The sequence below is a fragment of the Nakamurella sp. genome, assembly GCF_044224575.1.
Classification (GTDB): Bacteria; Actinomycetota; Actinomycetes; order Mycobacteriales; family Nakamurellaceae; genus Nakamurella.
Genome location: NZ_JBGAKE010000011.1, coordinates 158116 through 179119 on the forward strand (window position 1 = coordinate 158116; position 21004 = coordinate 179119).

A 21004-nucleotide genomic window follows, 5' to 3' on the forward strand; every position below is an offset into this window, starting at 1 on the left:
TCCACAGTTGTGGGCAACCCCGGGAGGATAGTCAACGGCCCGCGGCACCGGGTCGTGGCGCGGATGGATCTGCTCCGGGGGGCTCGGTACTCCCGAGCGGTCGCGGCAGGGACGCTAACAACTTTCGCGGCCTTGCCACAAGGCCGCGGGCCAAGCAAGGAGGCGGTACGGCGTGTCGCGATCTTGTCCGGCCCCGTGGGCCCGATCCGGGTCCGGTTCGGCGTGTTCGGGTCGCGTTTGACCACCCCGCCGCGGGTTCCGTACTCTGAACTGGTTCCGGTGATCGCCGGTCGGTTCGTGCTGCCCTCAGTGCAGCGCGGCCTCGCTGTCGGCGTGGCCGCCCGACCTGCGGTAACAGACGCAGTATCGGTGCCACCAGTCGTTTCGAAGTAGGAGTAGATAGCCGTGAGCAAGCGCACGTACCAGCCGAACAACCGCCGCCGTGCGAAGACCCACGGTTTCCGCCTCCGGATGCGGACCCGGGCCGGCCGCGCCATCCTGGCCGCCCGCCGACGCAAGGGTCGCGTCGAGCTGTCGGCCTGACGGCCCCCGGGCCGGACACCCGATGCTTCCTTCCGGCAGCCGGCTGCACACGTCCGAGGAGTTCTCCGCGGTGGTCCGTTCGGGCCGGCGGTCGGCATCGGGCGGCCTCGTCGTCCACCTGTTGCTCGATCCGGCGGGAACCTCCGCCGGACGGGCGTCGCGGGTGGGTTTCGTGGTGTCCGGGAAAGTCGGCAACGCCGTGGTCCGGCATCGGATCACCCGGCGGTTGCGGGTGCTGGTGCGGCCGCTGCTGACCGATCTCCCGTCCGGATCGGAACTGGTGGTCCGAGCCCTGCCGGCCGCGGCCGCGGCGTCCAGCGCCGAGCTGGGTCGGGACCTGCGTAGCGCCGCCGCGAGCGCGTTGCGCAAGGCGCGGGCGGCCGGATCGTCCCGGACGACGGCCCGAGTGGGTGGTGCGGGATGAGGATCACCCGATGGCCGGCCGAGGTGCTGATTGCGCCGATCCGCTTCTATCAGCGGTTCATCACTCCCTACACGCCGGCGACCTGCCGCTACTACCCGACGTGCAGCGCCTATGCGGTCACGGCGTTGCGCACCCGCGGAGCCCTGGTCGGCACCGCGTTGACCATCTGGCGCCTGCTTCGCTGCAACCCATGGAGTGACGGCGGGTTGGATCACGTCCCGGCCCGCGGCCGGCACCGGGAACCCGGGGCGCTCGACCGGAGTTCCTCGCACGACGAGCCGATTGGTCCGGTCGCCGGCGACGGGACCGACGACCGAGCCGTCAACGGAGCCGACAACGGGTCCGAACCGACTGCACCACCCGCCGGGGATCCGGCAGACTTGTCCGGTCCACCGCCATCGGGCGGGCCGGGCACAACGATCAGGAGATTCGCGGCGTGACATTCAACTTCTGGTCCCTGGACTACATCTACTACCCGGTGTCCGGGATCATGTGGGTCTGGCACAAGGTGTTCGGGGCCGTGTTCGGACCCGACCAGGCGGTCACCTGGGTGCTGTCGGTCATCTTCCTGATCTGGACGCTGCGCGCGATCCTGTTCAAGCCGTTCATGAAGCAGATGGACTCGCAGCTCAAGATGCAGGCGGTCCAGCCGCAGATGAAGAAGCTGCGGGAGAAGTACAAGGACGACAAGCAGCGGTTGTCCGAAGAGATGATGAAGCTGAACAAGTTGCCCGGTGGGGCCCCGCTGGTCGGGTTTATGACGATGCCGGCCGACCAGCTGGCCTTCATGGACGGGGTGCGGTCGGCGATCATCGTCTGGGGCGTGCCGCTGACCATCCTGGCCGGCATCGCCACCCACCTGACCAGCCGCCGTTCGGTGGCCCGGCAGGCGCAGATGAACATCGACGCGTCGGCCAATCCGCAGACCGCGATCATGAACAAGCTGATGCTGTACATGTTCCCGCTGTTCGTGATCGTCGGCGGTCCGTTCTTCCCGTTGGCCATCCTGTTCTACTGGCTGGCGAACAACTCCTGGACGTTCGGTCAGCTGTACGTGGCCCACAAGCTCCAGGACAAGCGCGCGGCCGCCACGGCGCAGGTGGTGGAAGAGGAGAAGGACGCGAGCCGGTTCACCACGCCCAAGCCGGGGGCCAAACCGAAGACGGCGACCAACCGGCCCGTTGTGAACCCGTCGAAGGTCGGGGACGGGGCGCCGTCGGGCAACGGGTCACCGCCCGCGACGGGCACCAACGGCAGCGCCGGCGGCGTGTCCATGTCCAAGCCGGTGGGAGACCAGGCCGCTCCGGGTAGTAAGCCGGGACCGGGCAGCAAGCCGGCGCCCGGCGCGAAGCCGCGGGGCGGTTCGAAGAAGAAGCGCTGATCGTTTCCGGGCCAGGGTCGTTCGGATCGGCTGCTGCCCGGGGATCGGGCGAGGCGCGGCGGTGTCGCCGTGTCCAACGAGGGAGAAACCATGACTGACAACGTGACCACCGTCGTCGACGACGAGGCGGTGACCGGCGCGAGCGACGACCATCCGGGCGCTGCGGGACCGAGCAAGCACGAGCTGCTGGTGGCGGAGGGCGACGCGGCCGGGGACTACCTGGAACGCCTGCTGGACATTCTCGACTTCGACGGCGACATCGACCTGGACGTCGAGGGCGAACGTGCGGTGGTGTCCATCATCGGCGATGGCGAGCTGAGCAAGCTGGTCGGCGAGCACGGTGAGGTGCTCGACGCACTGCAGGAGCTGACCCGGCTGGCCGCCACGGTCGAGACGGGTCAACGGTCACGGTTGATGCTGGACATCGCCGGTTACCGTGCCCGCCGCCGCACCGAACTCGACGAGTTGGGCCGGACGCTGGCCGCGCAGGTGGTCGCGTCGGGCGAACCGGTGCGGCTGTCGCCGATGAACCCGTTCGAGCGCAAGATCGTGCACGACGCCGTCGGCCGGGTCGAGGGGGCCGAGTCGTCGAGCGAGGGCGAGGAGCCACGGCGCCGGGTCGTGATCAGCGTCAGCAACTGACGACTCGTACATATGTTCGAATCGGCAGATCCCGTCGATGCGATCGCGGGGCTGGAGCCGGAGCCGTCGTCGGCGGCGATGGTGTTCCGCGACCGGCTCCCGCTCGCAAGGTTGTACGTGCGGATGCTGGCCACCGACGGGGTCGTTCGTGGGCTGATCGGACCGCGCGAGGCGGGCCGGCTGTGGACCCGGCACGTGCTGAACTGCGCCGCGCCGGCTGAGTTGATCCCGCCGGGCGCGCGGATCGTCGACGTCGGCAGCGGCGCCGGACTACCCGGTGTCGTGCTGGCGATCGCCCGCCCCGACTGCCGGGTCGTGCTTCTCGAGCCCCTTGAGCGGCGGGTTCGCTTCCTGACCGAGGTCGTCGATCGGCTCGGCCTGAATGAGTGCCTGGTGGTCCGGGCGCGCGCCCAGGACGCGCCGGCGCAGGCCCGCGGCGCAGACGTGGTGGTTTCCCGGGCGGTCGCTCCGCTGGGCCGGCTGGCCGGGTGGTGTGCCGGCCTGGCCCGGCCGGGCGGCGTGGTGCTGGCCCTGAAGGGCTCCACCGCCCAAGAGGAACTCGTCCGGGACGCCGCCGATCTCGCGGCGGCCGGGCTGCGTGACGCGGAGGTCGTCGCGCTTGACGGACCGGCCGGACCGGCCCATGTCGTCCGGGCGGTGCGCGGCCCGGACCAGGTCAGGAGTCGCCGACCGTCGACGGGTCGGGGTTCCTCGGCGGGCCGGCGTGCGTCCGCCGGGCGGGCTTCAGCTGCGGGTCGGGACTCGTCCGCGGGCCCAGGTTCGTCCGCCGGGTGATCCGCCCCCGTCGATCGCCCGGACGGACCGGCGGCCCAGCGGGTTGGCCCCACCGTCGGCGGCGCTTCGGTTAGGTTCGCGTGGTGTCCATCGACATCGAATCCTCGACCGATCACCTTCCTCCGACCAGTGAATTCTGGTCCGACGCCGAGCGTCACCTGATCCGGTACGGTCCGCCGTTCAGCCCGGTGATCATCGACCGGGCCGAGGGCGCCTACCTGGTGACCGAGGAGGGCCGCCGGCTGCTCGACTTCACCTCCGGTCAGATGTCGGCCATCCTCGGCCACTCGCATCCGGAGATCGTGTCGACGGTGCGGGCCCAGGTCGGCCGGTTGGACCACCTGTTCAGCGGGATGCTGAGCCGGCCGGTCGTCGACCTCGCGCGACGGCTGGCCGAGAGCCTGCCGGCCCCGCTGGACCGGGTGCTGTTGCTGAGCACCGGGGCCGAGTCGAACGAGGCGGCGGTCCGGATGGCCAAGCTGGTGACCGGCCGGCACGAGATCGTCTCGTTCGCCGGTTCCTGGCACGGCATGACGCACGGCGCCGCGGCCGCCACCTACAGTTCTGGGCGGAAGGGGTACGGCCCCGTCTCCCCTGGCAACCTGGTGCTGCCCACGCCGAATCCGTACCGCCCGGATTTCACCCGGCCCGACGGATCGTTGGACTGGCAGCGCCAGCTGGATTTCGGCTTCGATCTGATCGATGCGCAGTCCGTCGGAGCTCTGGCGGCGTGTCTGGTCGAACCGATCCTGTCCTCCGGCGGGGTCATCGAGCCGCCGGTCGGTTACTTCGCCGCGTTGAAGCGCAAGTGCGTGGAGCGCGGGATGTTGTTGATCCTGGACGAGGCGCAGACCGGTCTGTGCCGCACCGGCTCCTGGTACGCGTTCGAGCGGGACGGCATCGTGCCGGACATGCTGACGTTGTCGAAGACGCTGGGCGCGGGCCTGCCCCTGGCGGCCACCATCACCAGTGCGGAGATTGAGGAACGGGCACACGAGCGCGGGTACCTGTTCTACACGACGCATGTGTCCGATCCGCTGCCCGCCGCGGTCGGGAACACGGTGCTCGACGTGTTGATCCGGGACCGGATGGACGCCCGCGCCGCCGAACTCGGCGATGTTCTGCGGTCCGGGCTGACCGAGATCCAGGGTCGGCACCAGGTGGTCGGTGACGTCCGGGGCCGCGGGCTGATGCAAGGCGTCGAGCTCGTGCTGGACCGGTCGACCAAGCAGGGTGCGGCATCGTTGGGTGCGGAGGTCACCGCGCGGTGCCTGGAGCTCGGCCTGCACATGAACGTGGTGCAACTGCCTGGACTCGGTGGCACGTTCCGGATCGCCCCGCCGCTGACCTGTTCGGCCGACGAGGTCAGGCTCGGCTGCGAGATCCTCGATCAGGCGATCGGTGAATGCGCGACCGGCATCATCGGCTGAGTTGGCCCGCGTGCGTGCGTGTTTCACGTGAAACGGGCGAAGGGCGGCGGCTGAAATGGTGGGCACCCGTTTCACGTGAAACACTCCCGGCCGGTAGTCGACGGGCCCGACGGCGATCTCCGCTGGCCGGTCGTGCACGTCACCGGCTGAGATCAGGCCGGCCATGATGCTTCCGCGCGAACTGTCGCGCGCCAGACGAGTCAGATGCGCGATGGCCAGCGCGGAACCGGGTGTTTCACGTGGAGCCTGACCCGCGCCGGCCACGGTGTTTCACGTGGAACACGGCCCACTCAGACGCCATGTTTCACGTGGAACGGGCCGTGCAGCCGACGAACTCAGCTATTCCCCGCTGGCTGCGGCGTGGTGCGGTGGCGCCTGCGATGTCACACCGTAGCGTGCGAAGCGACCGGTGAGGCGGGGCAATGACGCGAGATCTCGGCCGGACCAGGCGGGAGAAGGAGGCGAATTCATGAGTATCGACACGGCAATCGACCTCGGCGAGTCCGACGTCGGCGACATCGATCTCGACGACACACCACTGGCCAGGGCGTCCCTGGCCGCGATCGAGATGCGATCGGGCGAGCTGACGATGCCCCGGCCGCGACACCGTCGGGTGTTCTCGGTGGCCAACCAGAAGGGTGGTGTCGGAAAGACCACCACCACCGTCAACATCGGCGTGGCGCTGGCCCGGGCCGGATTGCACGTGCTCGTGCTGGATCTCGATCCGCAGGGCAACGCGTCCACCGCGCTCGGCGTCGAGCGCCAGGTCGGCACGCCGTCCGTGTACGACGTCCTGCTGGGCCACATCACGCCGGCGGAGGCGATCCAGACGAGCCCGGAGGCTCCTCGCCTCGGCTGCATCCCGGCCACCATCGACCTGGCCGGCGCGGAGATCGAACTGGTGCCCCTCCCCGAGCGGGAACTGCGGCTGCGCCGGGCGATCGAGGCGATCGACACCTACTACGACTACATCCTGGTCGACTGCCCTCCGTCCCTTGGCCTCCTCACGGTGAACGCGATGTCGGCGGTGGATGAGGTGCTGATCCCCATCCAGTGCGAGTACTACGCACTGGAGGGACTCGGCCAGCTGCTGCGCAACATCGGGATGGTGCAGGAGCACCTGAACACCCGCCTGGTGGTCTCCACCATCCTGCTGACCATGTACGACGGCCGGACCAAGCTGGCCGAACAGGTGGCCACCGAGGTGCGCAACCACTTCGGAGACCTGGTGCTGCGCACCACGATTCCGCGGTCGGTGAAGGTGTCCGAGGCACCGGGCTTCGGGCAATCGGTGATGACGTACGACCCAGGTTCCCGCGGTGCCATGTGCTACCTGGACGCCGCCCGGGAGATCGCCGATCGCGGTACGAAGGAGCACTCATGACGCCGAAGGCACGAGGCGGACTCGGCCGCGGACTGGCCGCGTTGATCCCGACCGGACCGACCACCACCACGGTCGCCGACGTCCTGATCAACGGCGGGCCGCCGGTGAAGCGCGACACGCCACCCCTGTCCCTGGTCACCACTGCGGTACACGACATCGACGACCAGGCGGTCGCGCAGCCGGTCGAGGAACCGGCGGTTCCCCAGCCCGCCGGAGAGCGCGCCGTCGAGGTCGACGGGGAGAGCGCTGGCGAGGTCGGCGACGCGCGTCCGGCCGACCGGCCGGGCGCCGGCGGCCCGCGCTACGTCGAGCTACCGGTGGACCGGATCCGGCGCAACCCCCGCAACCCGCGGACCGTGTTCGACGAGGACGCCATGGCCGAGCTGGCGCACTCGATCCGGGAGTTCGGCCTGTTGCAGCCGATCGTCGTCCGCGAGGTCCCTGGCGAGCACTACGAACTGGTGATGGGCGAGCGCCGTTGGCAGGCCGCGCAGCGGGCCGGCCTGAGCACCATCGCCGCCATCGTGCGGCGCACCCAGGACGCCGACATGCTCCGGGATGCGTTGCTGGAGAACATCCACCGCGCCAACCTGAACCCGCTGGAGGAGGCCGCCGCCTACCAGCAGTTGCTCGAGGAGTTCGACGTCACGCAGGAGGAATTGGCCTCCCGGATCGGCCGCAGCCGGCCGGTCATCTCGAACACCATCCGCTTGCTGAAGCTGCCGATCCCGGTCCAGCGGCGGGTCGCGGCGGGTGTCCTGTCGGCGGGCCACGCCCGGGCGCTGCTGGCGCTGAACGACGCCGAGGATCAGGAGCAGCTCGCCGCCCGCATCGTGGCCGAGGGACTGTCGGTCCGGGGCACCGAAGAGGCCGTCACCTTGATCATCGGCCGGACGGCCCCGCGCCGCCGAGCGACCCCGCCCAAGCGCACCATCCCCGGGCTGGAGAATCTGGCCGGCGCACTGTCCGACGCGTTCGACACCCGGGTGCGGCTCGAGCTGGGCCGGACCAAGGGACGGATCGTTGTGGAGTTCGCCACCCAGGACGATCTTCGGCGGCTCATCGCAGTGATGGCGCCCTCAGCGATCGACGTGGCGGCGCACCAGGCCGCCGGCTGACGAGCGCGCTGATCATCTCGGCGAAAAGACCGACATTTCGGACGAAATGCGCCGAGATGATCAGCGCGGCGCGGCGGCAGGTAGTGCGCCCACCCAGGCGGGTCGTCCCCCTCGGGACAACGGGTCAGACGCCACGTCGGACGGCGTGTTCGACCAGTTCCGCGTAGACCCCGCCGAGGTCGCGTCCGGCGGCCAGCACGGACATCGGCAGGAGCGAGGTCTCGGTCAGCCCGGGCGAGACGTTCACCTCCAGGAAGAGCACGGTGCCGTCGGGCGCGACGACGGCGTCGGTACGCGAGACGTCGCGCAATCCCAGCGTCCGGTGCGCACCGAGCGCCAGCTCGGACACCGCGGTGCCGACCTCGTCCGGCAGCCGGGCCGGGGTGTAATACGTCGTGAGCCCGGCGGTGTATCGCGACTCGTAGTCGAAGACCCCGCTCCGCGGCACGATCTCGACCGCCGGCAGCGCGGCTGCGCCGTCCGGGGTGTCGAGGACGGTGACGGCGACCTCGGTACCCTCGATAAACTGCTCGACCAGGGCGATCTCGCCGTAGGCGAAGGCCCCGACCAGCGCCGCCGGCAGTTCCTCCGCGGTGCGGACGGACGCCGCGCCCAGGGCCGAACCGCCGTGTTGCGGCTTGACCATCAACGGCAGGCCCAGGTGCGCGACCAGCAGGTCCATCAGCGCACCGGCACCTAGATCGCGAAAAGTGCTGTGTGACAGCGCAATCCAATCTGGAGTCGCAAACCCGGATCGCCGTACGAGATTCTTGGCGATGTTCTTCTCGTAGGAGAGCCGGCAGCTGCTCGCGACCGAACCGACGTACGGAATTCCGATCATCTCGAGAATGCTCTGGATCGACCCGTTCTCTCCGCGGCTGCCGTGCAGGACGACGATCGCGGCGTCCGGGCGGGTGGCCGTGAGCCAGCCGAGCAGTTCGCCGTCGGAATCCCGCTGTGTCACCTCCAGGCCCCGATCCTGCAGCGCGTCGAGCAACCGGGAACCCGACCGCAGGGAGACGTCTCGCTCGTGCGAGAGCCCGCCGGCCAGCACCACCACATGTCGGGTCATCGACGTTCCTTCGGTCTTCTCCGGGTTGGCTGCGTGGTCACGCCGTGTCCGGGGCCGGCGACGAAGGTCCGCCGACCGCCCGCAGCGGACTCGTACCGAACGTGCGCATGACGTCCAGCTCGCCGGCGATCACCCCGGCCAGCCGGCGGATCCCCTCGGTGATCCGGTCGGGCGTCGGGAAGCAGTAGGACAGGCGCAGCTGGCGGGTGCCCAGACCGTCCGCGTAGAAGGCGGTCCCCGGCACATAGGCGACGCGGGCGGTGACTGCCCGCGGCAGCATCGCCGACGCGTCGAAACCTTCAGGAAGCGTGACCCAGACGTAGAAGCCGCCGTCCGGTGACGTCCAGGTCGTCCCTTCGGGCATCAGGTCGGTCAGCGCGGCCAGCATGGTGTCGCGGCGCTCGGCGTAGGTGTGGCGGTAGGCCTTGATCTGGCTCTGCCAGTCGAAGGTGGCCAGGTAGCGGGAGATCAGCATCTGGTTGAACACCGGTGGGTTCAGCGTCGCCGCCTCGTTGGCCAGCACCAGCTTCTCGCGCACCGCATGCGGCGCCAGGACCCAGCCGACTCGCAGGCCGGGGGCGAACGTCTTGGAGAAGGAGCCGAGGTACATGACGTTCTCGGCGTCGTCGGCCCGGATCGCCCGGCGGGTGCGGTCGTCGAACCCGAGCAGCCCGTAGGGGTTGTCCTCCAGGACGGCGATGCCGGCGGTCCGGCAGATCTCGGCGATCTCCGCCCGACGGGCATCGGCCAGCGTCACGCCGGCCGGGTTGTGGAAGTTCGGGATCGTGTACAGCAGCTTCACCCGGCGCCCGGCCGTGCGGCAGGCGTCGATTGCGGCGACCAGCGCCGCGGGGATGAGGCCGTCGTCGTCCATGGCGACGTGCACGACCTGGGCCTGGTAGGAGTGGAAGGTGCCCAACGCGCCGACGTACGACGGCGCCTCGGCCAGAATCACGTCGCCCGGGTCGATGAAGATCCGGGTGGTCAGGTCCAGCGCCATCTGCGATCCGACCGTGACCATGACGTCGTCCGGATGCGCCTTGATCCCTTCCAGCGACATCACCTGGCAGATCTGCTCCCGCAACTCCACGATGCCCTGCCCGGATCCGTACTGCAGGGCGACCAGCCCGTCCTGGGCGACCAGCGCCGCCGCTTCGGCGGCCAGCGACTCCAGCGGCAACGAGCGCAGGTACGGCATGCCACCGGCGAGGGACACCACCTCGGGGCGGTTCGCGACCGCGAACAGCGCGCGGATCGCGGATGCCCGCATGCCGCTGGTGCGTTGCGCGTAGCGCTGGACGTGCCGGTCCAGGCTCGTGCCCGTCATCGCTCTCACCCCGCAGAAGGTTGGGCGCCATCGTAGTCGGCCGGCCGGGCGCAAACGCCGATGTGACGCCGGTGGCGCGGCTGTGGTCGGCCGTCCGGACCCGCCTATCCTGATCGGAGCGGATCCGCGGCTTGCGCCGGCCCCCGGCGCGCAGGCGCGAGCGGACCCGATCGATTGCCGGACGTCGTTGACAGGGAGCGGTGTGACGCAAGCGCTGGTGCCACTGTCGATGTCGACGATCGGACTGATTCCGAAGTGCTGCCGCGGTTGCGTCGCCTGGGAGCTCGAGGCCGCCGCGGCCCGGGCCGCCGCCGATTCCGGCGAGGCCGAGTTCGAGAAGGAGATCTGGCTCTCCGGCGTCATGTTGACCTGGGGTTCCGCCGGGCAGATCGTCACCGTCGACGACGAGCCGGTCGGCTTTGCCCTGTTCGCGCCACCCACCGCGGTTCCCGGCGCAGCGGCCTTCCCGACTGCGCCGGTGTCTCCGGACGCCGTCTTGCTCACCACCGCGCGGATCGAACCCGCGTACCGGCGACAGGGGCTGGCCCGCTATCTGATGGACGGAGTGATCCGCGAGCTCACCCGGCGTGGCGTGCGGGCCATCGAGCTGTTCGGCCGCGAGGGCGGCCCGGACGGCGAGGTCGGCACCGTCGCGTCGCCGGGTGACGCGCACCCGGTCGGCGAGGGCGACCTACCGTCGTGCGTGTTGCCGGCCGGCTTCGCCCGTACGGTCGGTTTCACCGACGTGCAGCCGCACCACCGATTCCCGCGGCTCCGGTTGGAGCTGAACCGGGACATCGGCTGGAAGGCCCAGGTCGAGGCGGCCCTGGAGGAGCTGTTCGCCAGCGTGTCGATACCCGCGTCGCCGCCACCCGCGGTCCGCGAACTGGTCGGCGCCGGCGCCAATCGCACCCCGCCGACGTGAGCCGGAAGCACCTTCCGTAGGCCCCGGAAAGGTGCCGATGGCTCCGGTGGGCAGGGGGCTCAGGCGGAATCGCGGATGCGTCGTTCGTGGGCCAGCAGATCGGAAAACGTGAAGGTCCCGGTGTGCGGGTCGTCGCGGCCGTCCAGATAGAGCCGCTTGACCGCGACGAGCATGCCGTCGGCCAGCTGGTTGCGGAACTCGGAGGACACCAACCGCCCACGCTCCGCCGGATTCGACAGGTAGCCCATCTCGACCTGGATGGCCGGCATCCGCGTGAGCCGGAGGATGTCCCAGGGACGGTGGTGCACCCGGCAGTCCGCGAACCGCGTCCGAGCCACCAGTTCGCGCTGCACCAGCCCGGCCAACGTCTCGCCGACCGTGGAGGTGGCCCCGGAGTCGGTGCCGAAGTGGAAGGTCGCGATCCCGCAGGCGTGCGGTGATGGCGAGCCGTCGATGTGCAGGCTGAGCAGCAGGTCGGCGCCCACCGAGTTGGCGAACGCCGCCCGCTCGTCCTGCGAGGGATTCTCGTGAGCCTCCCGGGTGAGTACCACGGACATCCCGGCGGTCGTCATGCGGGAACGGAGCCGCTGCGCGACGTCGAAGGTGAGATCGGCGGCCCGCACGCCACCGGATGTCCAACCGGCGTCGTCCGCCCCGTGCGCGGGGTCGAGCACGATGCGCTTGCCGTGCAGCCGCGGACCGGCCTGCCGGACGAGTTGGTACTCCCGCAGGTACTGCGGCCGCCCGCCGGTGACCATCCGGCCGATCCGGTTGAGCTCCTTGTAGGTCTGGGGTCCGAAAACCCCGTCGTCGGTCAGACCGCGGTGCCGCTGGAAGTCCCGGACGGACTGGTCGGTGAGCGGACCGAAGATGCCGTCCGGCCGGCCGGTGTTATAGCCCATTTCGGCCAGTCTGGTCTGCAGCGCCATCACGTCGTCGCCGGTCATCGCCGCGGACAGGGTGTGTGACAGGATCCGGGCGCCCAACGTCCACCGGGCGTCGGTCAACGAGCGTGCGGTCACCGGTCCCACGATGCCGTCGGCGATCAGGCCACGGCGCTGCTGGAAGTCCCGGATGGCCCGGTCCACGCCGTCGTCGAACTCGACCTGCATACGGTCCGAGCCGTTCAGTCCGGGCAGCAGCTGCAGGCTGGCCAATGCGTCCCGCAGGTCGGCCACCGCAGGCCCTCGATCTCCGCGCCGCAGCAGCATCGTTCTCCCTGAAGTCTCGTCGATCCGGTCGGATCGGCCGCGGTGGTCGGACGACCACCCCTTCGACTGACGCATCAGCCCCGAACGGGTTCACATCAGTCGTGCAGTCGTCTCTCACACTGGTCCGATGGGCCCGCGCCGTCCATCATTGTGCCCCCGATCCGGCCCGATGCCCGCCATTGCCGGGCCGACGTCGTCGAACGGCACCGACCCCCGGCCACACGAGCACCGCCGCCGACCGGGTCCTCCGGGCGGCGGCGGCGGCGTGACGGGCGAGGCCGGATCAGGCCAGGACGTCGGCGAATTCCTTCAGCAGGGCGGCCTTCGGCTTGGCCCCGACGACCTGCTTGATCGGCTTCCCGCCCTTGAACACGAGCATGGTCGGGATCGACAGGATCTGGTACTGCTGGGCGATCTGCGGGTTCGCGTCGATGTCGAGCTTGGCGACGGTCACCTTGTCCTCGTGCTTGGTGGCGATCTCCTCGAGGATCGGCGCGACCATCCGGCACGGACCGCACCATTCGGCCCAGAAATCCACGATGACGGGCTTCTCGGACTGCAGGACGTCGGTGGTGAAACTGTCGTCGGTGACCTTCACGGTGGCCATGGTGGACCTCTCTGTCGGTGGTGCGGGGATGGCTGTGGTGGTGGGGACGATCAGACGCTGAGCGCGTCCGAGAACGCGGCCCGGGGGCTCTCCGGCATCGGATCGTTCGGGTGCGCGGCGCCGATGACCGCTTCGCCGTCCGGGGCCGGGTGCGCCGCGAGGTAGTGCTGGGCGTCCAGGGCGGCCGCACATCCGCTGCCGGCCGCGGTGATCGCCTGCCGGTAGGTGTGGTCGACCAGGTCTCCGCAGGCGAAGACGCCCGCGAGGCTGGTGCCGGTGGAGGCGATCGCCTCGACGTGATGCCCGGTGAGCACGTAGCCCTCGAGGTCGACCGCGACCTGGTCGCGGAACAGCTCCGACCGCGGGTCGTGCCCGATCGCGACGAACAGGCCGGTGGCGGCCACCTCGGTCTGCTCGCCCGTGCGGGTGTCGGTGACGGTGACCCCGGTCAGGCTGGTCTCCCCGTGCAGCGCGCTGACCACGGCGTTGGTCAGCCACTTGATCTTGGGGTCCTTGCGGGCGCGCTCGAGCATGATGGCGCTGGCCCGGAACTCCTCCCGCCGGTGCACGATCGTCACCGACCGGGCGAACCGGGTGAGGAAGGTTGCCTCCTCCATGGCCGAGTCGCCACCGCCGACGACCAGGATGTCCTGGTCGCGGAAGAAGAACCCGTCACAGGTCGCGCAGGCGGACACGCCGCGTCCGACCAACCGCTGCTCCTCCGGCAGCCCGATGTACCGGGCCGCCGACCCGGTCGCCAGGACGACCGCCCGGGCGCGGTGCACGGTCCCGTCGACGGTCACCGTCTTGATCGGCCCGGACAGATCGACCGCCTCCGCATCGACCGTGCGCAGATCGGCCCCGAACCGCTCGGCCTGCTCGCGGATCTGGCCCATCAGTTCCGGGCCCATGATCCCGGCGGGAAAACCGGGAAAGTTCTCCACATCGGTGGTGTTCATCAGGGCGCCACCGTAGGTGTAACCCTCGAACACCAGCGGCTTGAGCTCGGCCCGGGCCAGGTAGATGGCGGCCGTGTAGCCGGCCGGACCCGACCCGACCACGATCACGTCGTGCACGCGATCACCGTCGGCGTCCACCGGGGCCGCGGCGGAATCCGGCGCCGTCGGCACAGCGGCCTGGATTCCCGGAATGGACACGAACTGATTCACAACTTCTCCCTCACGCAGCGCCGCCACCGACCCCGCCCGGTCCGATCGACCCGGCTGCTGCACGATGATATGGCGGGCCCCCGACGGCACCCGCGCCTGCAGTCAGCTCAACGCCGCGGGTGCGCGGATATTCCCCGGTCAGCTGCCGGTGACGGTGATCTCGTTGATCTTGGACTGGAACTGGTTGTCCGGCGTCTGACCGAGCTTGACGACGTAGAGGATCAAGAACTTCGACTTCGGTGCGTTGCTCAGGTCGACGGTCGCAACGCCGTCCTTGACGGTCGCCCCGCCCAGCTTCGTGGTGGTGTCGACGGGCCCGGGCTTGAGCGAATCCGCGGTCCGGACCTCGACGACCGTGTCGTTGTTGCAGGCCGGACACGGGGCCGCGCTCTTGAGGACGACCTGGGTCGGCGTGACCGGATGATCGAGCTCGATGGTGATGCCGACGCCCGACTTGAGGGTCGGGAACTGCTGCTTGTAGACCCAGGTCAGCCAGAACGAGCCGTCGTTGCCGTCGAAGGCCCGGTCGACGTAGTCCTTGTAGTCCGGGGTGCCGTCGCCCTCCGGGTCGTAGACGACCCCGCCGACGATCGGTACCGGACCGGCCGCCGGCCCCGCGGTGGTGGCCGGCGCACTGGACGGGGCCGTGGCGTCGCCATTGGGCGCGGTCGACGCGGCGGCCGAGTCGATCATCGGCAGTTCGTCCGGCGCGCTGTTCTGGATCGAGGCCATGAATTGGTTGGTCAGCCCGCCGAGGGCGATCACCACCAGGATCGCGAAGACCGCCAGGACGACGCCGGCCAGACTCAGCTTGGCCCGTCGCTCCCGGATCAACCGCCGATCGGCCGCGGACAGCGGGCGGTTCTCCGGGGGCGGCGGGGCGTCGGCTCCGCCCGGGGCGTTCTCCGGGCTGCGCAGCAGCGCGGCGATGGCACCGACCGCGTGAATGCCGTCCGGCTCATCCGGGTGCAACGCGCGTTCCGCCAGCGCTGACAGCGCCTCCGGCACGGTGGCGACGACCTCGTCGGCGGGCACCTCCCGGCCGAGCCGGGTGGGCGCGGCCGGCAGCGGCACCGACCCGACGCCGTCCGACCCCGGACCGGCCAGTGGCCAGCTGCCGGTCAGCATCAGGTACAGCAGCCCGCCGATTGCCCGGATGTCCTGGTCGGGTGTGGCGGCCGCATGCGCGATGACGTGCGACAGCCGGACCTGCCCATCGAAGTTCACCCGGACCAGGGACGGGTGGATGGCGCCGAGCGAGACGCCGTTGCGGTGGGCCTCGGCGACCGCCTCGGAGAGTTTGGCGGTGATCGAGGTGGCGACGTCGGCCTCCAGCGGACCGCCGGAGACCAGGTCGGTGAGCGTGGCGCCATCCACCCACTGCCCGACGACGTACGACTGCCCGTGATCGGTGCCCACGTCCAGGGTCTGCGGCAGGCCGACATGGTGCAGCTTGCCGGCGCGCAGCGTGCGGGCCACCGTCGCCGACGTGCCGGTGGTGTCCGGAAGGATGGTGACGGCCATGTCCCGGGGCAGAACGGCGTCTTTCGCCCGCCAGAACCATTGCCCGGCGCCGTCCGAGGCGACCAGGTTGACCAGCCGGTAGCGTCCGCCGACCACCATCCCGGGCTTGAGCGGGGATTCCGCGGCGGGGACGGGGCCGGCCGGCGGGTCGGCGACCGGGCCGGCCGCGGCGCTGACCGGTGCCGTCCGGGTGGCTTCGGCCTCCGGTACGTCCAGCAGGGACCTCTGCTGGGCGGCCTGTGCCAGGTCGTCCCGTCGGACCTCCGTGGTCGATTCGGGGTCGTCGGTCGCTGAGTCGTCGACGGCGGGCCCGCCGCTGCGGTTCTCGGACACCGTTTCGGACACCTGCTCCCTGCTCGTGGACGACGGACCGGCTGGTCTGACGGCACTGACGGCACTGACGGCGACCGTCGAGGCCGCGCTCGGGACGGACGGGCCGCCCCCCATGAGGGTGCCATGCTCACCGTTCCGGACGTGTGTGGACGCCTCCGGGTTCATCGCTCCGGGCCGGCCGGTGCTTTCCGGATCCGTGCCGTCCGGCTCGAGGGCCGGTCGGCCGCGACCGGGCACCCGGGCCCGCAACCGCCGCCGGATCGGGTCGAGTTCCTCCACCCGGAGCAGCAGCGCCACTGCGGCGATGATCACGAGCCCGACCGGCGCGCAGACCAGGATGCGGACCAGCGCCTCCGACAGCGTGTCCACCGGACCGTCGCCGATCAGCTCGCCCAACCCGAACGCCGCCGCTCCGCCGACCGCGCTGGCCAGCACCATCTTGCCCAGCGTGATCAGCGTCCGGGCAGACCCCATCGGCCCGTACCGGTGCCGCAGCCAGATTTCCCCGACCACCGCCCCGACCAGGTAGGAGACCGTGGTTCCCAACGCCATGCCGGGCACGATCAGCTCAGGGGACAGGGTCATGCAGGCGATGAGCAGCGGGATCCGCACACCGACCATCACCAGGTTGATCAGGGTGGGCGTGCGGGCGTCCTTCATCGCGTAGAACACCCGCATCTGCATCAGGGTCACCGCGAACGGCACCAGGCCCAGGGCCAGCGCGGTGAGGGTGCCGCTGAGCACGACGACGTCGGCCAGGTTCACCGCCCCGTACAGCGAGGCGACGATCGCCAGGGCGCCCGCCAGCACGATCATCCCGGTGGCGACCGGCACCAGCGCGACGATCGACAGCCGGTTGCCCAGGGAGGCGTCGTCCTTCATCCGTTCGTACTGGCCGGCGGCCGCGTGCCGGCTCATCCGCGGCATGATCGCGGTCAGGATGGAGACACCGATGATCCCGTAGGGCAGCTGGAACAGCAGCGAGGCGAACGCATACAGGGAGATGCCGCCGACGAAGTTCGCCGACGCCACCTGGGTGATCACGATGTAGCCGGCCTGCGAGATCAGCACGTAGACGACGGCCCAGAGCATCAGCTGGCCCGCCTCGAGCAGTCGCCGGTCGCCGCCCCAGCGCCAGCGGAACCGGAAGCCGCTGCGCAGCAGGGACGGGATCATCACGATCGCCTGCACGACGATGCCGGCGGTGGTCCCCAGGCCCAGGATGAGGAACTGTTCCCGGGTCAGGCCGGACAGCGCGCCGCCGCCGGCGGCGACGTTCGCCGGATCGCTGGTCGTGGTCAGCAGCACGATGCCGACCGCGATGACGACGAGGTTGTTCGCCACCGGCGCCCAGGCCGGGACGCCGAACTTCTCCTTGGTGTTCAGGATCGCCCCGAACAGGGCGGCGATGCCGTAGAAGAAGATCTGCGGGAGCAGCAGCCAGGCCAGGCCGGTGGCCAGGCCCCGGTCGACCACGCCGCCGCCGCCGGCCAGGTAGATCCGGGTCAGCAGCGGTGCGGCGGCGATGGCCAGGCCAGTCGCGGCGAGCAGCCCGACGAGGGCCATCGTCATCAGCCGCTGGGTGTACCCGGCACCGCCATCGGCGTCGGCCCGGGCCCGGGACAGCAGCGGGATGGCCACCGAGGTGAGCACCCCACCGATGAGCAGCTCGAAGATGATGTTCGGCAGTGTGTTGGCGATGGTGTAGGCGTCGTTGACCATCCCGAAGCCCAGGAACGCCAGGATGACCACCTTGGCCAGGAACCCGGTGGCCCGGCTGACCAGGGTCGCCCCGGCCATCACCGCGCCGGCCCGGACGACACCGGCGGTGCGGGCCGTCTTCATCCCGGCGACGTCGTCCCGGACGGGGGTGATGGCCGGATCGGTGGCCGGCTCGGCCTCGTCCGGAACCGGCCGACCGGCGGGGACCGGGCGACCGGCGGCTGGGTGGGTCGTCACGAACGGAATTCCTGTCGCTTCTCGGCCCCGTTCGCGGGGCGGTGGGGGGCATCGCCGGCGGGCGTGGGGGTGACGATCCGATCGGTCCGCGGGTCCGGTGTCGGACCGGCCAGGATGCCGTCGCCCGGACCGTCGTACGGTGCGACCCCGGTGCCGGCGGCGATCCGGGCCCGCCGGTCGCGCAACCGCTGCCGGATCCGGAGGAACACCATGATCACCAGGACGCCGCCTGCGCCGACGATCAGGATCACGGTGAGTGCGCCGTAGGAGCTGGACTGCACGGTCAGTTGCACCGGGGTCCCCCAGGCGACGCCGTCCGGACCGATCAGCGAGGCGGTCACCTGGAACTGCCCCGAGCGGGTGACTTCGGTGGGGATCTTGACCTGCTGCGACCGCCCGGCGGGAATGATCTGCACCGGCGAGTCGGTGACGGTCAGGCCGACCATCTCCCCGCCGGCCAGTTCGACGGTCACCGGGACGTCGTACGCCGTGTTGTTCTGCACGGTCAGCAGGAGCGGCGACGTCGACGACGCGAGGGTGTAGTTGTTCCCGGTGTCGGCGATCTGAACGCCGGCGCGGACGGTGGACACCGTGCTCTCCACGGTGCCCAGATTCGCGTCACCGACCGTGGGATTCGTCCGGAAGGCCGTCGACGCCGCCGTGTCCAGGGCCCGATCGAGCGGATCGAGCAGGGTCGCCGGGTCGGTCGACTGGCCGACCGAGGCAAGCCCGGCGCGCAGCGTCGCCACGTCGGCCCGATCGTCGGCGATCCGCCGCAGGTACTCCGGTGAGAGCTCCTGCTCGCGGGCCCCGTCGGGGTAGTCGGTGGTGCCGGATCGGGGCGGGGCAGCGCTCAGGTCGGCCAGGGTCTGGCCGGTGATGATCCCGCTGCGGCCGAGGTCGCCGAGCAACTGGACCAGGCCTTGCAGGCCGGCGCTGTCCGGTGACCACCGGCGGACCGGCGCGAACACCGCCGGCGTGACGGTCCCGTCGGCCCGCTGCTGGGCCAGCAGTGCGGTGAGCGAGTTCACCTTGGTCGCCCAGCCGGTCGGCTGCCCGTCGTCGATGAGCTGGTCCAACCCGCCGAGCACATCGGTGCGCGAGATGACGGACGGCAACCCGTCGGCACCCGGGTCCGCTGCGATCACCGCGGCGCCGGTCGGCCGACCGGCGGTGCGGGCGGGCACCTCGACCGATGCGTCCGACAGCAGGCCGGTGCGCGCACCGCCGGCCATCAGGGCCGACAGGGTCGCGCCGTCGGTCGCGCCGTCGATCGGATACGCGGTCGACGAGGCGGTGACGCTCGTCGCCGTCGGCAGGTCTCCCCACACTCGTCGGACCACCTCCTGGCCGTGCTCCTGCGCTGCCGCCACCTCACCGGTCAAGCCGGCCCGCACCAACGCGACGACGTCGGGATCGCCGTAGGGCAGCACCACCAGGGGACGGGAGGCCGCAACCGCGCGCAGCCGTTCGAGGTAGGACGCCGCGACCTGCTGGCCGGTTCCGGCAACCGTGCCCGGAATGTCGACCACGGGCCGGTCGGCGGGGTCGGGGGCGTTCCGGTCACCGGTCGCCGTCCCGGTGGGCGCCGCAACAGGGGTGCCGGTCCCGGCCGGCTGACCGGTGGGAGCCGTGGCCTGACTCTCGGCCTGCTCGATGATCCCGACCGGCGGTTGGGCCGCGCCGGGCGGGGCGACCACCCGGTACGCGCCGGTCATCCGGCTCAGCTCGTCCAACAGTTGTGGATCGACGACGAGGGTCAGCGCATCCGGCGGTAGCGCCCGCGCCGATTCGCCGGCGAGGCTGGTGAGCAGCAGATCCAGACGGCCCCCGGGCGAGACGGCGGTCAGCAGGTCATCGTTGAGGAACACGCCGTCGACGCCCAGGTGGGGGACGTCCACCATCGGCCAGATGAAGTTGAAGGGGGTGGGGCCGCCGCTCGGCGGGACGGTGGATTCGGTGCCGCCGGGCACCGAGAGCACCGTGACCAGCAAGTGGAGCTCGCCGATGCGCGCTTCCAACGGTCCGCCCGGCAGCACCACGGCGCCGTTGACGTTGACCATGACCGGGTAGACGCCGGGCGCCGTGACGGCCAGCGAGTCGGATCCGGTCAGTGTGGTCGTGAACGCGAACGGTGCGGACGCGCCGCCGGCCAGTGAGCCCGGGAACGGCTCGAACCGGCTCGGCACCTGGGCGATCGGTTCGGACGGTTGGGCGAGTTCGTTCCGCACATCGGTGGTGGACGCCAGGGCCGTCCCACGCTGGAAGCGGTACGCGAGGTCGACCAGCTCCTCCGAACCGGTGTTGTGCATCGTGCCGGTGATCGTCAGGGTGTCGGGCCCGGTCGCCGTGACCAGAATCGGCGTGATCGACGTCACGTCGAAGGCCAGCCGATCGACGTAGTCCCCGAAGGGCGCGGCCGCGACCACGGTCCGGATCTGCGCGGTCTGCCCCGGGGTGCCACTGGCACCAGCCGGCAGCGCGGCGAGGGTCATCATCAGCAGCAGGCCGGTGAGGATCAGGAGTGGACCGATCGAGCCCCGCCGGCGGGAAGTGCCGGTCCGCCGCCGATCCGCCGGGTGGCGACCGCTGCCCCCTCGGCCACGGGTCACGCGATGTCCGCGAGCAGCTCGACGGCGCGGCGGACCAGCCGGCGTTCGCCCGCGTAGGCCAACCGGCTGGTCAGGTCGGTGAGCGGGACCCAGGCCACTTCGGTGACCTCGATGTCGGCATCGGACAGTTCGCCGGACACAGCGACCATCAGGTAGTGATGCACCCGCTTGTGGATCCGGCGACCCTCGGCGATGAAGGTGTATTCGACGCTGCCGAGCCGTGCGGTGATCCGCCCACTGATCCCGGTCTCCTCCGCGACCTCACGAACGGCGGCCTGCTCATGCGTCTCGCCCGCCTCCACATGTCCCTTCGGCAGCGACCAGCGCAGGCGTCCGCGCCGGTCGAGCCGGCCGATCAGCGCGGCCGACGCGGTCCCGTCGAGGGTGCGGATGACCAGGCCGCCCGCCGAGGTCTCGTCCGCCGGTCGGCGGGGTCGGGTCGGCCCGGGCTCGCGGCGACGGGCGGGAGGCATGGGCCGATGGTAGTGCGGCACCCGAGGCCGAACGCGGTACCGGACACGGGCGCACCACAGCGGCAACACCGGCGA

The 21004-nt window shown here is 70.7% G+C and carries 18 protein-coding genes; 10 read left to right on the forward strand and 8 right to left on the reverse strand.

Translation table 11 applies throughout. The annotated features are described in order from the left end of the window. Positions 1–405 precede the first annotated feature (405 nt). The 9 genes from rpmH (at position 406) to ACILSK_RS14535 (ending at position 7717) form a co-directional block, all read left to right on the forward strand. Positions 406–543, forward strand: a complete 138-nt coding sequence (rpmH, locus tag ACILSK_RS14495) for a 50S ribosomal protein L34 (RefSeq protein ID WP_395727870.1) — start codon at positions 406–408, stop codon at positions 541–543. Between the two features lie 22 nt (positions 544–565). Next, the gene (gene rnpA / locus ACILSK_RS14500) at positions 566–967 is read left to right on the forward strand and encodes a ribonuclease P protein component (RefSeq protein ID WP_395727871.1); all 402 of its coding nucleotides are present in this window, start codon (positions 566–568) and stop codon (positions 965–967) included. Then, on the forward strand, positions 964–1407 hold the full coding sequence (gene yidD / locus ACILSK_RS14505) for a membrane protein insertion efficiency factor YidD (RefSeq protein ID WP_395727872.1): 444 nt from the start codon (positions 964–966) through the stop codon (positions 1405–1407). The genes rnpA and yidD overlap by 4 nt, the downstream gene beginning before the upstream one ends. Continuing rightward, the gene (locus tag ACILSK_RS14510; protein ID WP_395727873.1) at positions 1404–2348 is read left to right on the forward strand and encodes a YidC/Oxa1 family membrane protein insertase; all 945 of its coding nucleotides are present in this window, start codon (positions 1404–1406) and stop codon (positions 2346–2348) included. The genes yidD and ACILSK_RS14510 overlap by 4 nt, the downstream gene beginning before the upstream one ends. A 90-nt stretch (positions 2349–2438) precedes the next feature. Then, on the forward strand, positions 2439–2990 hold the full coding sequence (locus ACILSK_RS14515) for a protein jag (protein ID WP_395727874.1): 552 nt from the start codon (positions 2439–2441) through the stop codon (positions 2988–2990). Between the two features lie 12 nt (positions 2991–3002). After that, a complete protein-coding gene (gene rsmG / locus ACILSK_RS14520) occupies positions 3003–3785 on the forward strand; it encodes a 16S rRNA (guanine(527)-N(7))-methyltransferase RsmG (RefSeq protein WP_395727875.1) in 783 nt (260 codons plus the stop codon). Positions 3786–3868: 83 nt separating this feature from the next. Next, positions 3869–5215 (forward strand): aspartate aminotransferase family protein, encoded by a 1347-nt coding sequence (locus ACILSK_RS14525; RefSeq protein ID WP_395727876.1) that lies wholly within the window; start codon positions 3869–3871, stop codon positions 5213–5215. A 469-nt stretch (positions 5216–5684) separates the two neighbouring features. Next, positions 5685–6599, forward strand: a complete 915-nt coding sequence (locus ACILSK_RS14530) for a ParA family protein (protein ID WP_395727877.1) — start codon at positions 5685–5687, stop codon at positions 6597–6599. Continuing rightward, positions 6596–7717 carry a ParB/RepB/Spo0J family partition protein gene (locus ACILSK_RS14535; protein ID WP_395727878.1) on the forward strand — a complete coding sequence of 374 codons (1122 nt, stop codon included), beginning with the start codon at positions 6596–6598 and terminating at the stop codon, positions 7715–7717. The genes ACILSK_RS14530 and ACILSK_RS14535 overlap by 4 nt, the downstream gene beginning before the upstream one ends. A 124-nt stretch (positions 7718–7841) precedes the next feature. Here ACILSK_RS14535 and ACILSK_RS14540 read toward each other — a convergent pair whose 3' ends face one another. Both ACILSK_RS14540 and ACILSK_RS14545 read right to left on the reverse strand, forming a co-directional pair. Next, a complete protein-coding gene (locus ACILSK_RS14540) occupies positions 7842–8789 on the reverse strand; it encodes a D-alanine--D-alanine ligase (RefSeq protein WP_395727879.1) in 948 nt (315 codons plus the stop codon). A 37-nt stretch (positions 8790–8826) separates the two neighbouring features. Further along, the gene (locus ACILSK_RS14545; protein WP_395727880.1) at positions 8827–10116 is read right to left on the reverse strand and encodes a PLP-dependent aminotransferase family protein; all 1290 of its coding nucleotides are present in this window, start codon (positions 10114–10116) and stop codon (positions 8827–8829) included. 202 nt (positions 10117–10318) lie between these two features. On the opposite strand from ACILSK_RS14545, the gene ACILSK_RS14550 reads away from it, so the two are divergent. Then, a complete protein-coding gene (locus ACILSK_RS14550) occupies positions 10319–11041 on the forward strand; it encodes a GNAT family N-acetyltransferase (RefSeq protein WP_395727881.1) in 723 nt (240 codons plus the stop codon). 59 nt (positions 11042–11100) lie between these two features. On the opposite strand, the gene ACILSK_RS14555 is transcribed toward ACILSK_RS14550, so the two are convergent. The 6 genes from ACILSK_RS14555 to ACILSK_RS14580 form a co-directional block, all read right to left on the reverse strand. After that, positions 11101–12252 (reverse strand): N-acetylmuramoyl-L-alanine amidase, encoded by a 1152-nt coding sequence (locus ACILSK_RS14555; RefSeq protein ID WP_395727882.1) that lies wholly within the window; start codon positions 12250–12252, stop codon positions 11101–11103. 283 nt (positions 12253–12535) lie between these two features. Beyond that, positions 12536–12859: a thioredoxin gene (gene trxA, locus ACILSK_RS14560; RefSeq protein WP_395727883.1), complete on the reverse strand. Its 324-nt coding sequence runs from the start codon at positions 12857–12859 to the stop codon at positions 12536–12538. 50 nt (positions 12860–12909) lie between these two features. Beyond that, the gene (gene trxB, locus ACILSK_RS14565) at positions 12910–13989 is read right to left on the reverse strand and encodes a thioredoxin-disulfide reductase (protein ID WP_395727906.1); all 1080 of its coding nucleotides are present in this window, start codon (positions 13987–13989) and stop codon (positions 12910–12912) included. A gap of 177 nt (positions 13990–14166) precedes the next feature. Continuing rightward, the gene (murJ, locus tag ACILSK_RS14570) at positions 14167–17844 is read right to left on the reverse strand and encodes a murein biosynthesis integral membrane protein MurJ (protein ID WP_395727884.1); all 3678 of its coding nucleotides are present in this window, start codon (positions 17842–17844) and stop codon (positions 14167–14169) included. Further along, positions 17841–20456: a DUF6049 family protein gene (locus tag ACILSK_RS14575; RefSeq protein ID WP_395727885.1), complete on the reverse strand. Its 2616-nt coding sequence runs from the start codon at positions 20454–20456 to the stop codon at positions 17841–17843. The genes murJ and ACILSK_RS14575 overlap by 4 nt, the downstream gene beginning before the upstream one ends. Beyond that, positions 20453–20929, reverse strand: a complete 477-nt coding sequence (locus tag ACILSK_RS14580) for an NUDIX hydrolase (RefSeq protein ID WP_395727886.1) — start codon at positions 20927–20929, stop codon at positions 20453–20455. Before ACILSK_RS14580 ends, ACILSK_RS14575 begins: the two co-directional genes overlap by 4 nt. Positions 20930–21004 lie beyond the last annotated feature (75 nt).

What these genes read in the sequence shown, in the direction of transcription:
- rnpA (WP_395727871.1), top strand. Translation starts at nt 566, where the DNA reads ATGCTTCCTTCCGGCAGCCGGCTGCACACGTCCGAGGAGTTCTCCGCG.
- yidD (WP_395727872.1), top strand. Translation starts at nt 964, where the DNA reads ATGAGGATCACCCGATGGCCGGCCGAGGTGCTGATTGCGCCGATCCGC.
- ACILSK_RS14515 (WP_395727874.1), top strand. Translation starts at nt 2,439, where the DNA reads ATGACTGACAACGTGACCACCGTCGTCGACGACGAGGCGGTGACCGGC.
- rsmG (WP_395727875.1), top strand. Translation starts at nt 3,003, where the DNA reads ATGTTCGAATCGGCAGATCCCGTCGATGCGATCGCGGGGCTGGAGCCG.
- ACILSK_RS14530 (WP_395727877.1), top strand. Translation starts at nt 5,685, where the DNA reads ATGAGTATCGACACGGCAATCGACCTCGGCGAGTCCGACGTCGGCGAC.
- ACILSK_RS14535 (WP_395727878.1), top strand. Translation starts at nt 6,596, where the DNA reads ATGACGCCGAAGGCACGAGGCGGACTCGGCCGCGGACTGGCCGCGTTG.
- ACILSK_RS14540 (WP_395727879.1), bottom strand. Translation starts at nt 8,789, where the DNA reads ATGACCCGACATGTGGTGGTGCTGGCCGGCGGGCTCTCGCACGAGCGA.
- ACILSK_RS14545 (WP_395727880.1), bottom strand. Translation starts at nt 10,116, where the DNA reads ATGACGGGCACGAGCCTGGACCGGCACGTCCAGCGCTACGCGCAACGC.
- ACILSK_RS14555 (WP_395727882.1), bottom strand. Translation starts at nt 12,252, where the DNA reads ATGCTGCTGCGGCGCGGAGATCGAGGGCCTGCGGTGGCCGACCTGCGG.
- trxA (WP_395727883.1), bottom strand. Translation starts at nt 12,859, where the DNA reads ATGGCCACCGTGAAGGTCACCGACGACAGTTTCACCACCGACGTCCTG.
- ACILSK_RS14580 (WP_395727886.1), bottom strand. Translation starts at nt 20,929, where the DNA reads ATGCCTCCCGCCCGTCGCCGCGAGCCCGGGCCGACCCGACCCCGCCGA.